Annotated in this window: 12 protein-coding genes and 1 riboswitch; of the genes, 4 read left to right on the top strand and 8 right to left on the bottom strand. The window is 62.3% G+C overall.

Annotated elements, in window-relative coordinates; translation table 11 throughout:
- Window positions 1-220: 220 nt before the first annotated feature.
- The 3 genes from HFC70_RS25230 to HFC70_RS25220 are packed head-to-tail and all read right to left on the bottom strand — an operon-like array spanning window position 221 to window position 3059.
- A complete protein-coding gene (locus tag HFC70_RS25230) occupies window positions 221-616 on the bottom strand; it encodes a winged helix-turn-helix domain-containing protein (protein WP_168476076.1) in 396 nt (131 codons plus the stop codon).
- The gene (locus HFC70_RS25225) at window positions 613-2058 is read right to left on the bottom strand and encodes an FAD-binding oxidoreductase (RefSeq protein ID WP_168476075.1); all 1446 of its coding nucleotides are present in this window, start codon (window positions 2056-2058) and stop codon (window positions 613-615) included. Before HFC70_RS25225 ends, HFC70_RS25230 begins: the two co-directional genes overlap by 4 nt.
- A 26-nt stretch (window positions 2059-2084) precedes the next feature.
- Entirely contained in the window at window positions 2085-3059 is a 975-nt protein-coding gene (locus tag HFC70_RS25220; RefSeq protein WP_168476074.1) for an L-threonylcarbamoyladenylate synthase, read from the bottom strand.
- 208 nt (window positions 3060-3267) lie between these two features.
- On the opposite strand from HFC70_RS25220, the gene HFC70_RS25215 reads away from it, so the two are divergent.
- Window positions 3268-4338, top strand: a complete 1071-nt coding sequence (locus tag HFC70_RS25215; protein WP_168476073.1) for a GGDEF domain-containing protein — start codon at window positions 3268-3270, stop codon at window positions 4336-4338.
- A 30-nt stretch (window positions 4339-4368) separates the two neighbouring features.
- Here HFC70_RS25215 and HFC70_RS25210 read toward each other — a convergent pair whose 3' ends face one another.
- Entirely contained in the window at window positions 4369-4974 is a 606-nt protein-coding gene (locus tag HFC70_RS25210; protein ID WP_168476072.1) for a DUF6656 family protein, read from the bottom strand.
- Window positions 4975-5287: 313 nt separating this feature from the next.
- A riboswitch (cobalamin riboswitch) is annotated at window positions 5288-5491 on the top strand.
- A 103-nt stretch (window positions 5492-5594) separates the two neighbouring features.
- Between HFC70_RS25210 and HFC70_RS25205 the strand changes: the two genes are divergently transcribed.
- Both HFC70_RS25205 and HFC70_RS25200 read left to right on the top strand, forming a co-directional pair.
- Complete coding sequence (locus tag HFC70_RS25205) at window positions 5595-6839, top strand: SRPBCC family protein (RefSeq protein WP_168476071.1); 1245 nt, start codon at window positions 5595-5597, stop codon at window positions 6837-6839.
- Between the two features lies 1 nt (window position 6840).
- Window positions 6841-7923 (top strand): hybrid-cluster NAD(P)-dependent oxidoreductase, encoded by a 1083-nt coding sequence (locus HFC70_RS25200; RefSeq protein WP_168476070.1) that lies wholly within the window; start codon window positions 6841-6843, stop codon window positions 7921-7923.
- 56 nt (window positions 7924-7979) lie between these two features.
- Here the strand turns inward: HFC70_RS25200 and HFC70_RS25195 are convergent, their stop codons facing one another.
- The gene (locus tag HFC70_RS25195) at window positions 7980-9317 is read right to left on the bottom strand and encodes a calcium-binding protein (RefSeq protein WP_210259443.1); all 1338 of its coding nucleotides are present in this window, start codon (window positions 9315-9317) and stop codon (window positions 7980-7982) included.
- Between the two features lie 211 nt (window positions 9318-9528).
- On the opposite strand from HFC70_RS25195, the gene HFC70_RS25190 reads away from it, so the two are divergent.
- On the top strand, window positions 9529-9951 hold the full coding sequence (locus HFC70_RS25190; RefSeq protein ID WP_168476068.1) for a BA14K family protein: 423 nt from the start codon (window positions 9529-9531) through the stop codon (window positions 9949-9951).
- A gap of 63 nt (window positions 9952-10014) precedes the next feature.
- Here HFC70_RS25190 and HFC70_RS25185 read toward each other — a convergent pair whose 3' ends face one another.
- From HFC70_RS25185 to HFC70_RS25175, 3 genes are all read right to left on the bottom strand, one after another.
- Window positions 10015-11010: a transporter gene (locus tag HFC70_RS25185; protein WP_168476067.1), complete on the bottom strand. Its 996-nt coding sequence runs from the start codon at window positions 11008-11010 to the stop codon at window positions 10015-10017.
- 109 nt (window positions 11011-11119) lie between these two features.
- Window positions 11120-12235, bottom strand: coding sequence for a neurotransmitter-gated ion-channel ligand-binding protein (locus HFC70_RS25180; RefSeq protein ID WP_168476066.1), 1116 nt, complete (start codon window positions 12233-12235; stop codon window positions 11120-11122).
- Window positions 12232-13359: a cache domain-containing protein gene (locus HFC70_RS25175; protein ID WP_168476065.1), complete on the bottom strand. Its 1128-nt coding sequence runs from the start codon at window positions 13357-13359 to the stop codon at window positions 12232-12234. The genes HFC70_RS25180 and HFC70_RS25175 overlap by 4 nt, the downstream gene beginning before the upstream one ends.
- Window positions 13360-13583: the final 224 nt, after the last annotated feature.

Raw genomic sequence — 13583 nt, 5'->3', positions numbered from 1 at the left:
CTCCCAAACCCTCCCCACAAGGGGGAGGGCTTAACCCAGCCGAACCCTCGACGGATGAAAGCGAGCGGTTTCCACGAGTCTTCTCCCCCTTGTGGTGGGGTGCGGAACGGTCCGCGCAGCGGAGCAATCGATCCAGTGAATCGATTGCAGTGACAAACGCCGGCAGGCCAGAGAGGGTCTTTCTCGCATCAATAGCCTTTGGCCCGAACCCTCTCAGACTTTACTCCCCATCCACCCCATCCGTCCCCTTCGTCGCGGCCTGGAAGGACATGTCGATGGCGGCGTCCAGCCAGGCGATATCGGCCTCCAGCACGCGCCGGCTCTCGGCCTCCATGCGGCGGGCGCGGGCCAGCAGAGCGGTGCCGAATTCGGTGAGCCCGGCGCCGCCGCCGCTTTTGCCGCCATGCCGGGTGAAGATCGACGGCTCAAGGAACATCCGGTTGGTCTCGTCGGCCAAAAGCCAGGCGCGGCGATAGGACATGCCAAGCGCGGCGCCGGCCGCCCGGATCGAGCCGTGTTCGGCAATCCCGGACAACAGCTCGATCTTGCCGGGCCCGAGCCGCACGCCATTGGCAAAGTCGATCCTGAGCGTCACCCGCGTCGGCTTGTTGGTCATGGCTGGTCGATCACTTGGCCGATCACCTTGCCGGGATTCATGATGCCGGCCGGGTCGAAGGCTCGCTTGATGCGGTTCATCAGCTCCGTCTCGATGGCCGGCCGGCTGCCGATCAGTTCGTCGCGCTTCAGCTGGCCGACGCCGTGTTCGGCGGAGATCGAGCCGTTGTATGTGTGCACGATGGCATGGACGATCGCGTTCACCTCGCGCCAGCGGCCGATGAACTCCGCCTTGTCGGCCCCGACCGGCTGGCTGATATTATAGTGGATATTGCCGTCGCCGAGATGGCCGAAGCCGCAGATGCGCGCGCCCGGCACGGCCGCCATCACGGCGATCTCGGCCTCGCGCATGAAGGCCGGGACGGCCGAGACCGGCACCGACACGTCATGCTTGATCGAGCCGCCTTCTGGTTTCTGCGCATCCGACATGCTTTCGCGCATGTGCCAGAGGGCCGCTGCCTGCGTCTGCGAGGCGGCGATCACCGCATCCTCGATCAATCCATCTTCAAAGCCCTGCTCCAGCAGCGCCTGCACCATGACCGATGCGGTATCCGCCGAATCGGAAGTGGAAATGTCGATCAGCGCATACCAGGCATGGGGTTTTTCCAGCGGATCGCGCACGCCGGGAATATGCCGCGTGGTGAACTCCACGCCGATGCGCGGCATCAGCTCGAAGCCGGTCAGCGCCGTGCCGCAGAGATTGGCGGCCCGCTGAAACAGCGCCAGCGCATCTTCGGGCGATTTCAAGCCTGCAAAGGCCACCTGATGGCCGAGTGGCCGCGGATGCAGGCGCAGCACGGCGCCGGTGATCACCCCGAGCGTGCCTTCCGCGCCGATGAACAGGTCGCGCAGGTCGTAGCCGCTATTGTCCTTCTTCAGCCGCCGCAACCCGTCCCAGATCTCGCCGGTCGGCAGCACCACTTCCAGCCCCAGGCACAATTGCCGCACATTGCCATAGGCCAGCACTGCCGTTCCGCCGGCATTGGTCGACAGATTGCCGCCGATCCGGCAGGAGCCTTCCGATCCGAGCGACAGCGGAAACAGCCTTCCGATCCCTTCGGCCGCCTTCTGGATGTCGGCGAGGATGCAGCCGCCATCGGCGACGATCACATTGGCCACGGCATCCACTTCGCGAATGCGGTTCATGCGCTCCAGCGACAGCACGATGTCCTGCCCGCCATCGCGCGGCACCTGGCCGCCGACCAGGCCGGTGCGTCCGCCGGCCGGCACGATCGGCGTGCCGGTCTCGCTGGCAAGGGCAAGGATGGCCGAGACTTCCGCCGTTGAGGCCGGTTTGAGCACCAGCGGCGAGGCGCCGTGATAGAGGCCGCGGTTTTCGGTGAGATAGGCAGCGATCTCGGAGGCCTGGGTCACGGCATTCGCCGCCCCGACAATGGCGATGAACCGCGCGATCAGTTCTGGCGCATATCCGGCCTGGCTCATGCTCACTCCTCGTTATTGCTGCGTCGTTACGGCCTTGGCGCGGCGGCGCGCTGCAGCCGGTCGTTGATCGCTTCGCCAAGCCCGGTCTGCGGGATGGGCGTGACGGCAATGCGCCCCGTGCCGCTGGCATCCGCCGTCTTCAGATAGTCAAACAGATTGGCGGCCGCTTCGGAAAGGTCGCCGGCGGGGCTCAGATCCAGCACCAGCCGCGCCGCCTCGAAGCCGGTTGGCTGCATGCCGGCAAAGGTGATCAGCGCATCGCCCGGATGGACGTGCACCGCATCGAGCCGCACCGTCGCCTCGGGTGCGTAATGGGAGGCGAGCATGCCCGGCGCCTCGATGGTCGCATGGCTGTCCACCGGCCGGATGACGGCAAGCCCGGTTGCCGCCTCGATCTCCTCGGCCGAAAGCCCGCCCGGCCGCAGCATGCGGATCGTGCCGTCTTCCACTTTCAGAATGGTCGATTCCACCCCCACCGGCGAGGCGCCGCCGTCGAGGATGAGCCCGATCCGCTCGCCGAGATCGGCGGCCACATGGGCCGCACTCGTCGGGCTGATCTTGCCTGACGTGTTGGCGCTGGGGGCTGCCAGCGGCCGGTCGAAGACGCCGATCAGCTTAGCCGCAAAGCCGCGCGGCACGCGGATGCCGACCGTGTCGAGCCCGGCACTTGCCAGCGGATGGATGGCGCTACCTTGTTTCAGCGGCAGGATCAGGGTGAGGGGGCCGGGCCAGAACAGTTCCGCCAGCCGGCGCGACAGCGGGTCGAACACCGCGTAGCGCTCGGCCATCTCAAGATCGGCCATGTGGCAGATCAGCGGATTGAAGCGCGGCCGGCCCTTGGTCTCGTAGATGCGGGTGATCGCCGCCGGATTGGTGGCGTCGGCGGCCAGGCCATAGACGGTCTCGGTCGGCAGGGCGATCGGCATGCCTGCGGATAACTCGGCGATTGCTGCGTCGATGGCTGCCTGCCTGTCGCTGTCGATGGAGATTTGCCGTGCCATTCTTGCCTGAACCCTGACTTGGCCCGTGCATAGCGCGTCTTGGCCTGCAGGATCAAATTGTTTCGCCAAAGAGCGGTCTTTTGCACCCTTTCGGGACCCTTTGTGAGGACTGTTAAAAGTTTAGATATGGCTGTAACTGAAAGAAAGAGATGTTTCCGCTAAGGTCCGCGTCAACGATTTTCGTGTCATAGCCTGGGAAAGCAAGTCCATGCAGCCTTCGAAGAATCCGGCCTCCAGCATCGCCCTTCGTGTGGCCTCCGCCATGCATCAGATGGGTATCGACGGTCTGCCGCGTAACTACGAACTCGTCTACGAGGCCTATTCCGGTAGCAATCCGGAACTGGTGCGCGAGTTCATCGGGCTTGGTAAAGTCAAGACCCAGGAAGCGCTGGATGCCCTCGGCCGCAAATATCTGCCGCACCATCACGAAGACGGCCTGCTGAGCCGCCACAACAGCAAGGTGCGGGCGGAAATGAGCAGCTTCATCAGCCTGCTCAACGAGGAGAAGGTCTCGTTGTCCGATTACGGCCGGCTGATCGGCGACGCCTCCAAGGTCATTCTGACCGATGGCGACATCGAGCATACCGAGCTTGGCCAGTCCATCAAGGCGCTGAAGGCCGCCACCGAGAAGCGGGCGAGCCAGAACAGCACCGTGGTGCGCACTGTCGTCGGTCATACCGAGACACTCGCCGACGTACAGCGCGAGGCCGAGCATGCCGAAGTCGCCAAATTCGTCGATCCGCTGACCGGCATGGGCAGCCGCCGTGCCTTCAACAAGGCGCTGGCCAAGGTCTATGCCAAGCCTGACATGCCGGTTCTCTGTGGCCTGGCGGTCGGTGAAATCGACGAGTTTGCCAAGCTGTCCGAGCAGATGGGCTCGACGGTCGCTGACCGCTTCATCAAGCAGATCGCCAAGGTCGTCGATGCCGTGGCCGGCAACGAGGACCTGGCCTGCCGCTTCGACGGCAGCCGCTTCGGCCTGCTGTTCTATACCTCAGACCAGGACGAGATCAGCCGCATCGTTGAACTCGTCCGCTCCAAGCTGCGCGCCACCGCCGTGGTCAATCCGGCCTCGCGCGGGGCGTCCGGACCGCTGTCGATGTCCTTCGGCATCTGCCTGTCGCAACAGGCGCCGAATGCCTTCGATCTCTTGAGCTATGCCGAGCGCGCCCTTGCCTCGTCGAAGGCATCGGGCGGCGACATGGTCACCATCTACGGTGCCAACGATCCGTCCTATGTGCCGAAGGACTGGATGATCTACAAGAAGCAGGTCGTGTAAAACGCGTCCCGGATCTGAAGCTAAATAGGCTCAGAGCTTCTCGATGATCTTGCGCAGGTCCTGCGACCGGGCGCCGAGCAGGAGAACGTTCTTGAGCGCTTCCTTGGGATCGTGGGTGCGAAACAGCAGCCCGTCCGGGCGGATCGACCGGTCGATCGTCATGGCCTTTGTCTTGGTATCCGGCTGCATGGCGACAGCGAAATACATGCGCGAATAGTAAGGCCGGATCTCTTCGAAGAAATGCTCGCCTTCGCCGATCTCGGCCGAGAAATTGGCGATGTAGAAGGCCCATTTCACATCGGCGAACTTGGCGAAGTTGGAGCGTGCTGCCGTGACGTGGCAATAGCCCAGATGCGGACTGTTTTCCAGCGTCTGGTGGAACACCAGCTTGGGAAAGCGGATGCTGCGGTGAAAGCTGTTGATCCGCTGATGGGTAGTTTCGCCGGCCGTCGTCAGCCGCCGTCCGGTGCGCTCCGCCACCTCTTCATAACTCAGATAGCGCCGCTCGTCGGGCAGCCAGTCCTCGTTCTTGCGGGAAATCCGGCCGGTGCGGAGAAACTCCGTATGCACCGCCCTAGGCAGAACCGCCACCGGCGTCTTCTTTTCATTCGCTGCATAATATCTGAGCTTGGACATGGTGCCTCTCAAATCCCAATATTGCCGCGCACTAATGAAGTGTACCCCGACAAAAATTAACGATATATTGAACCACCTTGCCCGCCGTCGGTTTCCCGAGGCTTGTCATGCGTGCCTGCGGGCAGCCGGGCGATGGTGCCACTTGTCTCTCTGCGCCATGGGACGGCACCGCGTGGCGGCGGCATTCAGATATCTTTTTGTATTTAAAAGAAAATAGGCATTTGGTCATGCGACGTTAGAAATCCGGCTCATGTCGCAATCGCTGAAGGCCGTGTCGTATCGCAGTGCAGCGCAGAAGGCGCGGTTATGGTTAGATGATGTCCAAGCTCAAGGTGCCGTCTTGCTAGGGAAGATGGAGAATTGGGAAGCCGGTCGAATTCCGGCGCTGCCCCCGCAACGGTAGTGGAGAGTGCGCAAGGCGAAAAGCCACTGGGGTTCAAACCTTGGGAAGGCGCCGGCGCGGGCCGATCGGTCCATCTCCTGAGCCCGGAAACCAGCCATGGGAGACAGGTCTTAAGCGGGTCGCGGTGGGCGGCTGCGGGCAGGTTCGGCTATGCCTTCGGGGCTTTGCCGCGCGTTGCCTCGCGTCCCACCGCTTTTGGTCAAGGAACGAGGATACGATGGATTTTCAGAACTCCGTATTGCGCCAGTTGAAGGGTCGCCGCGACGGCTTCAGCCTGGAACAGCCCTTTTATATCGATCAGGATTATTTCAAGCTCGACATGGAGATGATCTGGTATCGCGACTGGCTGTTCATGGGCCATGATTGCGAGATCCCGCGCGCCGGCAACTATTTCACCGTGCAGATCGGCGATTACCCCGTCGTCATCGTGCGCGGCCGCGATGGCCAGATCCGTGCCTTCCACAACACCTGCCGCCACCGCGGCCACCGGGTCTGCACCCAGGACCGCGGCGCCGCTGCCAAGCTCGTCTGTCCCTATCACCAGTGGACCTACGAACTGGATGGCTCGCTGCTGTTCGCCCGCCAGATGGGCGAGGATTTCGACAAGGCGCAATTCGGCCTGAAGCCGGTGCATTGTGAGAGCGTCGGCGGCTATATCTTCATCTGCCTGGCCAATGAGGCGCCGGATTTTGCGCCCGTGCGCGCCACCATCGAGCCTTACATGGCGCCGCATCGTTTGCTGGAGGCCAAGGTCGCCCATCGCAACACCATCATCGAGAAGGGCAACTGGAAGCTCGTCTGGGAAAACAACCGCGAATGCTACCACTGCGCCGGCAACCATCCGGAACTGTGCCGCACCTTCCCCGAAGCGCCGACCGTCACCGGCGTCGAAGGCGCCATGGACGATCCGGTCATCCTGGAGCACTGGGCCCGTTGCCAGGCCGCCGGACTGCCAAGCCAATTCGCCATGGATCCGGCCGGCCAGTTCCGCGTCGCCCGCATGCCGCTGATCGAAGGCGTCGAGAGCTACACGATGTCGGGCCAGAATGCCGTCAAGCGGCGCCTGTCGGATGACGTCACCATCGACAGGATCGGCACCATGCTGCTGTTCCACTACCCGACCACCTGGAACCACATGCTCGGCGACCATGCCATCTCCTTCCGCGTGCTGCCGATCAGCGCCGAGGAAACCGCCGTCACCACCACCTGGCTGGTGCACAAGGATGCGGTCGAAGGCGTCGATTACAATCTCGACGAACTGACCCATGTCTGGAACATGACCAACGACCAGGACCGCTCCATCGTCGAGGAAAATGCCTTCGGCATCCGTTCCCCGGCCTATGAGCCCGGCCCCTATTCGAAAGATCACGAGGGCGGCGTCATGCAGTTCGTCGAATGGTATTCGAATTTCATGATCGACCGGCTGCAGGGCGACAAGGCCCGCCTTTCGGTCGTGGCCTGACATGACGAAATCCGCGACCTACAAGCATGTCGACGAGATGCGCCCGTGGAGTGATCGGGAGCATCGGCTGGAATGCGTCGCCGTGACGCCCGAGGCGCCTGATGTGATGACCTTCACCTTCCGGCCCGATCGTCCGGGCCTGTGGTTCCGTTATCTGCCCGGCCAGTTCGTCACGCTCGAACTGCCGGTCGGCCCGGAGCCGGTGCTGCGCACCTATACGCTGTCGTCCAGCCCGTCGCGGCCCTATACGGTCGCGGTCACGGTCAAGGCGCAGAAGGACTCGATCGGCACCCGCTGGATGTTCGACAACCTGAAGCCCGGCATGACCCTCAAGGCCATCGGTGCGCTCGGCGATTTCTCCTATGCGAAACATCCCGGCCGCAAATACCTGTTCATTTCGGCCGGCTCCGGCATCACGCCGATGATGTCGATGAGCCGCGACATGGGCGACCGTTCGCCCGACAGCGATATCGCCTTCCTGCATTGCGCCCGCTCGCCGGACGATATCATCTTCCGCTGGGAGCTTGAGGCCAAGGCGCGCGACATGCCGCATTTCACCCTCGGCTTCATCATCGAGCAGTTGGGGCGCGGTCAGCTGTGGTCGGGCCTCAAGGGCCGCATCGACAAGGCGAAGATCGCGTTGCTGGCACCCGATTTCCTGGAGCGCACGGTGTTCTGCTGCGGTCCGGAACCCTTCATGGCAACGGTTCGCGAATCGCTCTCCGGTGCCGGCTTCGACATGGCCCAATACCATGAAGAAACGTTCCAGCCGGTCGCGCCGGAACTGCCTGTCGTGGTTGCCGAGCATGCCGGCGATGCCAAGCCGGTGCGCGTCAGCTTTTCGATGTCGGGCAAGCAGGCGCAGTGCGAACCCGGCTTCACCATCCTGCAGGCGGCCCGCTCCGCCGGCGTGCGGATCGGCGCGGCCTGCGAATCCGGCCTGTGCGGCACCTGCCGGGTGATGAAGCTGTCGGGCGACGTCGAAATGAATCACAATGGCGGCATTCTCGACGACGAGATCGACGAGGGCTATATCCTGGCCTGCTGCTCGCGCCCGAAAGGCGATGTCGAGATCGAAGCCTAAAAGAACCGGGCAGGGGGCATGTCCCCGGCATCCGGCAGATTTGGCTGGTAACCAGACTACTCGAACAGGAAGTCGGCGGACGTCAGCTTGGCGATCGTCATGTTTTCGACGATGATCTTGCCCAGACCGAAATCGATGATGACATTGGCGCCGCTCTGGGTGAAATCGAGATCGCTGCGCGAATCGATCCCGTCGATGTCGCGGAATTCGATTCTGTCCTCGCCGTCTTTGAAGGTTTCGATCCGGTCGGTGCCCAAGTTGTCGCCGTAGCGGTCACGGAAGACAAAGACATCCGAACTGCCATTGGTGCCGTACAGAGTGTCGTTTCCCGCTTCGCCTTCAAGTCGGTCGCCGCCGCCGGCGCCCTTGATGATGTCGTTTCCGTAGGAGCCACGCAGAATATTGGCGGATCCGTTGCCGGTAATACTGTCGGCGAATGCCGACCCTGCCACGTTTTCTATATTCTTGAAGGTGTCGGTATCGCCGAACGTGTCGGTTGCCTTTCCGCTCGCCAGATTGATGGTGATGCCTGACGACCCGCCGTAGCGGTCCTCGCGACGATAATCCAGCCGGTCGCCGCCGGAGCCACCGCGGCCGTCAAAATAGTCGTTGCCAGCAAGCCCCTCGAAACTGTCGCCATCGGCCGAATTGGACCCGTAGAACTTGTCCGCAAACATCGTGCCACGGACCTCCTCGATGCTGTTCAGTGTGTTGCTGTAGCCCCAGGCATCGGTGGCCGTCCGGGCATTGAGGTCGACGGTGATGGCCTTGGACGGAAACCAAGTATCGTAATAGCCTTGGGAAAAGTCGACCATGTCGGAGCCGGCGCCGCCGTTATAGGTATCGGTGCCCAGATGGTCCTGCATGTAGTCATCGCCGGCGCCGGCGTTCACCGTGTCGTTACCGGCTCCGGATGCCAGATCGTCGGCCTTGGACGTACCGGTGACGATGTCGTTGCCCTGCAGTATCAGGCCCTTGTTGTCCCAGCTGTCCTGAAGGAGATAGCCTTTGATTGACAGTCCCGTGACGGTTAAGAGCGTCTGGTTCGAAGCATTGAAGGCCGTCAGAGCGGTTATCGTTCCGCCGACTATTTCATTGTCGACGATTTTCAGGTCTGTCCCGGTGAATTCCAGCTTTTTGGTAAAGCCGCTCTCGACGCCGTTATACGTAACGGTGATCTTTGTCTTGGCGGCATTCACCGTCATCCGGTAGCTTGTGTAGTTTTCTGGAATGAAATCATAAAAATATTCGGGTGCGTTGGCTGTGTAGGTTAGTCGTGCCATTGCCATCTCCATCCAAGTTGAATACTGGCCGCCAAAACTGCGGCAATACCAAACAATTAAATTGCAAAAAAAACAAAAGTCAATTTTTGCAAGAAGACTTCCAAGTGTCATTAGGCTTGCTGCTTGTGCGTCGCAGCATTTTTATAGATTATTTCATGTCCGATGGAACCTACGCGCGTTTCGCGCGCTTCTGTTGTGTTAATCGCAGGTTCATACTGGCCTCTTTAAGGTGCGGACAGCTTCCAACAGCTGGAGTGCCCTTGTCACTGCAGGCGGAATGAGGCTTTCGATAGCAAGTTCAATAGCGGAAATGGAGAGTCCTATGACAGGAATGATGAAAAGCTGGGCTGCCGTGGGGCTGGCCGCCGCCGTCGTTATGACCAGTTTCGTACCCAGCCAGGCCATGCCGATGATCGCCCCGGCCGTCAAGGCGCAGGCCAATGTGGAAGCGGTCGACTATCGTCCGCCACCACCGATCTATCGCGGCCACCGCGGCTACCGTGACTACCGGCCGGGCTACCGTCGCCACAGCAACGGCTACTGGTTCCCGCTCGGAGCCTTTGCCGCAGGTGCCATCATCGGTGGCGCTGTGATGTCGCAACCGCGTCCGGTCTATCGCGGCAGCGGTCTCAACCCGCGCCACTACGAATGGTGCCAAGCTCGCTATCGGTCCTACGATGCCTATAGCAACACCTTCCAGCCCTATGGCGGTCCCCGCCAGCAGTGCTTCTCGCCTTACTACTGATCGCGGCGATTGATATCGAATATCCAAAACGCCCGGCTTCGGCCGGGCGTTTTGCGTCTGTTCTTACAGAATGCCGGTCCGCCGCAGCAGAAGCCAGGCAGCCAGGATGGAGCCGGCGATGAAGCCGAAGGCCAGCAGCGACCCGCCGGTCCCCTCGGTAAACGGCAGGTTTGAGGTGTTCATGCCGAAAAAGCCGGTCACCAGCGAGGGTGGCAGCAGGAAAGCCGTCATCAGCGACAGGATGTAGAGGTGCCGGTTGGTCTCCGAGGACAGCTTGGAGTCGATTTCCTCATGCAGCAGCCGGGCGCGCTCATGCAGCGCGTAGACGTCCTGGTCGGCGGCATCCAGCCGGTTGGTCAGCCGCTGGGCCACGTCCTCGAAGCCGGCCGGCATCTCGTCGTCATCGGCCGCCGCCGTGCGGCGCATCAGCGCCAGCATGATGCGCAGATGCCGGTGCAGGCGCACGATGATACGGCGCACCGGTGCCAGCCGCCGCCGTTCGTCGCGCGTTTCATGGTCGTAGACGATGTCCTCGATGACGTTCAGCTCATCGGTCAGTTCCAGAACCAGCGAGATGATGCCGCGCTGGAATTCGGCGACCAGTGTCTCGAAGACATGCATGGGGCCGGTGAATTTCGCCGCATTCTTTTCCACCGCCGCCCGCAACAGGTCGATCGAGCGGATCGGCTGCAGCCGCGTGGTGATGATGAACCGGTCGGACAGCGCGAAATGCAGCCAGCCGATATCGCGGGTGGCGCTGTCGAAATTGCGTTGGAAGTCGACCAACGTACCGTAGAACATCTGGTCGTCGACGGAGAGAGAGGCATGGGTGTCGTGGGTGGTCAGCGCGGCGCGGGCCGGCTCCGTCAGGCCGGCAAACCCTTCCAGGAAGCCGTTGACCCGCGTGTCGCTCAGGTTGAGATGCAGCCAGAGAAAACCGCAGTCGATATCGAGCGCCGAGGCCTCGACATCCGCCGGCAGGCGCCGGGCGGTGCCTGAGCCCGGGTCGATATGATAGGCCCAGACGAGGCCGGGAACGATGGTGGACAGGGGATGCATCGGCGGGAACTCCTGGAATGACCACTCGCCACCCATATGCCCGACATATGAAAATCCGATCAAGCCTTCCGTGTGCGATTGTGGATCGTGTCTGCCTCGTACCCGGCCGTCAGACCATCGAACGCAGCACGGAGCAGACGCAGGTCAGCAGGAAGACCGCAGGAATGGTGTAGCGGATGTTGCGGCGGATCTCCGTTTCCAGATGCGGATAACGATCTCGGATTGCAACCGGTGCGTAGACCAGGAGAATATTCACGAGCAGCACGCCGGTCAGGTAGAGATAGCCGATCGAGGTCATGAAGGCGATCGGCGAGTTCATCGATATGCTGCCGGGAAAGCTGGCCTCATAGGTGAAACTTAAGGCCGCCAGCGCCATCAGGGCAGAAAAAGTCAGGGGGACCTTATCGCCGAGCAATTTTTCAGGCGCCCAGAGAATGAAGACCGAAACCGACATGACAGCTGCGAACGGAATGAAGATGCGTAAGAGATAGTAGCTCCATTCCCGATCGACCACCGCAGAGGCGATGACCCGCACGAAGGGCCGCGCATTCCAGCCGTGGAACCGCTCCATGACGAACCGCATCGACCGCGCCGTCCAGTTGCTGGCCGACAGCGTCTCGGCGACCGAAGACAGTTCGCGGTCGAGATCGGTCATCACGAAGATCACCTCGTCGGCGGAATAGCGTGGCGAGACGACGGAGAGCTGCAGGCGCTGGCGGTCGAAAGGGAAGGTCGACATGTCGATGGCGACGCGAAAATCGGCATCCAGCCGGTTGATCAGCGTGACCGTTCCATCCGCCCGGATCGACATCGACGTCGTTTGCGAACGCGGCACGCTGATCTGGTTTTCGATGATGACGCCCGGGGTCCAGATCGTCGAGAGCAAGGCCTCGGCGTCCACACCGATATAGTCCCGGCGCCCGACGCCGGTCGCCCGTGCGTCGAAGGCCTGGCCGGGGTCCTTCCAGCGTTGTGTCACCTCGACGACGAGCGAGGCCTCGCGCAGCGGCTCATCGATCTTCGAGACATTGAGGATGCGCATGGCGAGGTGCACGCGCATCGGCAGGTGCACACCTCTGGGCACGGGCACGGACTGCCCGACCTGCTGTGCCAGCGCGGCACTGCCAGCCATGGCAACAGGACCGGCAAACAGCAGGCAGGCCAGAGCGAGCAGCATTGACCGCGCAAAGGGAAAGGCCGGCCAGTGCTTCGCGCCGCTGCTCATGCCTGGATACCGTGAGGTCCGGCGCCCGAATCCCGGCTGGCGGCGAGCCGGTCGATGGCGCGGCGAAGCTCGGCGATTTCGGGACGGCTGCTGGTCAGCGGCGCGTCTGGATTACTGGTGCCCGTCGCAAGCCCTTGCGCATGGGCGGTCAGGTCAGCCAGCGGCCGGATGATCATGGTGCGCAGGCTGACCATGATGATGGCAAAGCCGACCATCAGCCCGACAAGCGCCACCGCGCAGGCGGTCAGGATCGAGCGGTTGAGCCCGCTGTCGAGGCCGGAGAAATTGCGGGCGATGATGATCGTGCCGATCATCCGGCCGCTATAGTCGAGCAGTGGCTGGCCATAGATGCCGAGATCCTCGCCGTTGATCCGCGCGGCACCCTGCACCGGTTCGCGGGCCAGGCGGATCTGACCATCCCGGTACAGCGACTGGAAAAGCGCCGAATCCGTGGAGGATTCGATCTCCAGGCTGGTGTCGCCCCGTGCGGCCTGCTTGTTCTCGCCGCCAAGATCGGCCATGGCCGGGCTGAGATAAAGGGCGAAATCGGCGCCGGATGCCGATTTCGCCAGATCCAGCAGCGATTTCAGTTCGACGCCGACCTCCACCGTGCCGATCACGCTGTCGCCATCGACGATCGCCGAGACGGCGCGCAGGCTAAGTCCCGCCAAACCGACCTCGAGCCCCTTCTGCGAAATCCGGCTGCGGTTGGCGGCCAGGATCATCGGCCGGAAGCCGGACAGATCCTGTCCGAAATTGGTGGGGTCCTGCACCCGCAGGAAGGAGTGGATATCGCTGGTGTGGAAATGCAGCATGTCGACGCCGGCGATACTGGAAAGATTGGCATAGATCGGCTGTATCAGGGCTTGCAGGGCGGCCCGGTCGCCGCTGCGCATCAGCCGCACCACGTCCGGGCTGCGGGCGATCTGATCGGCATGGGTCTGCGACAGGCTGGCGGCTTGCGCCATCGCCGTTGTCAGCAGCAGCGCCGTGGTCTGCATTTCGCTCGCCTTGCTTTCCTCAAGCCTCTGGCGACCGCTGGAAACGACGATCGTGCATGAAATGGCCAGTACCAGTGCGAGCAGCGTCGCAGTGGTAATCGCCAGAGTTCTGTCCAATGTCATGGATGCCGGACCAATTTGAGAAATGACGCGATCCAGAGAATCTAGGGGATTCACCGGTGGAGCGGAACGGCCAAAACTGGGGGCAATTGACGGTCGACCCATGCGCGGCACGGGGGTTGCGGCGCGCGTGCGGCCCGCATCGGCCAAGGATACGATCGCGTTTTGGGTACGGATCGATCGGCCTGTATCGGGGGCAGACAGCGCGCCGGCTTGCGGCGCGCTGT

Source organism: Agrobacterium sp. a22-2, from assembly GCF_012276985.1.
Taxonomy (GTDB): Bacteria; Pseudomonadota; Alphaproteobacteria; order Rhizobiales; family Rhizobiaceae; genus Allorhizobium.
Note: the sequence above shows the minus strand (reverse complement) of the source record. Positions and strands in the feature narration are given on the sequence as shown.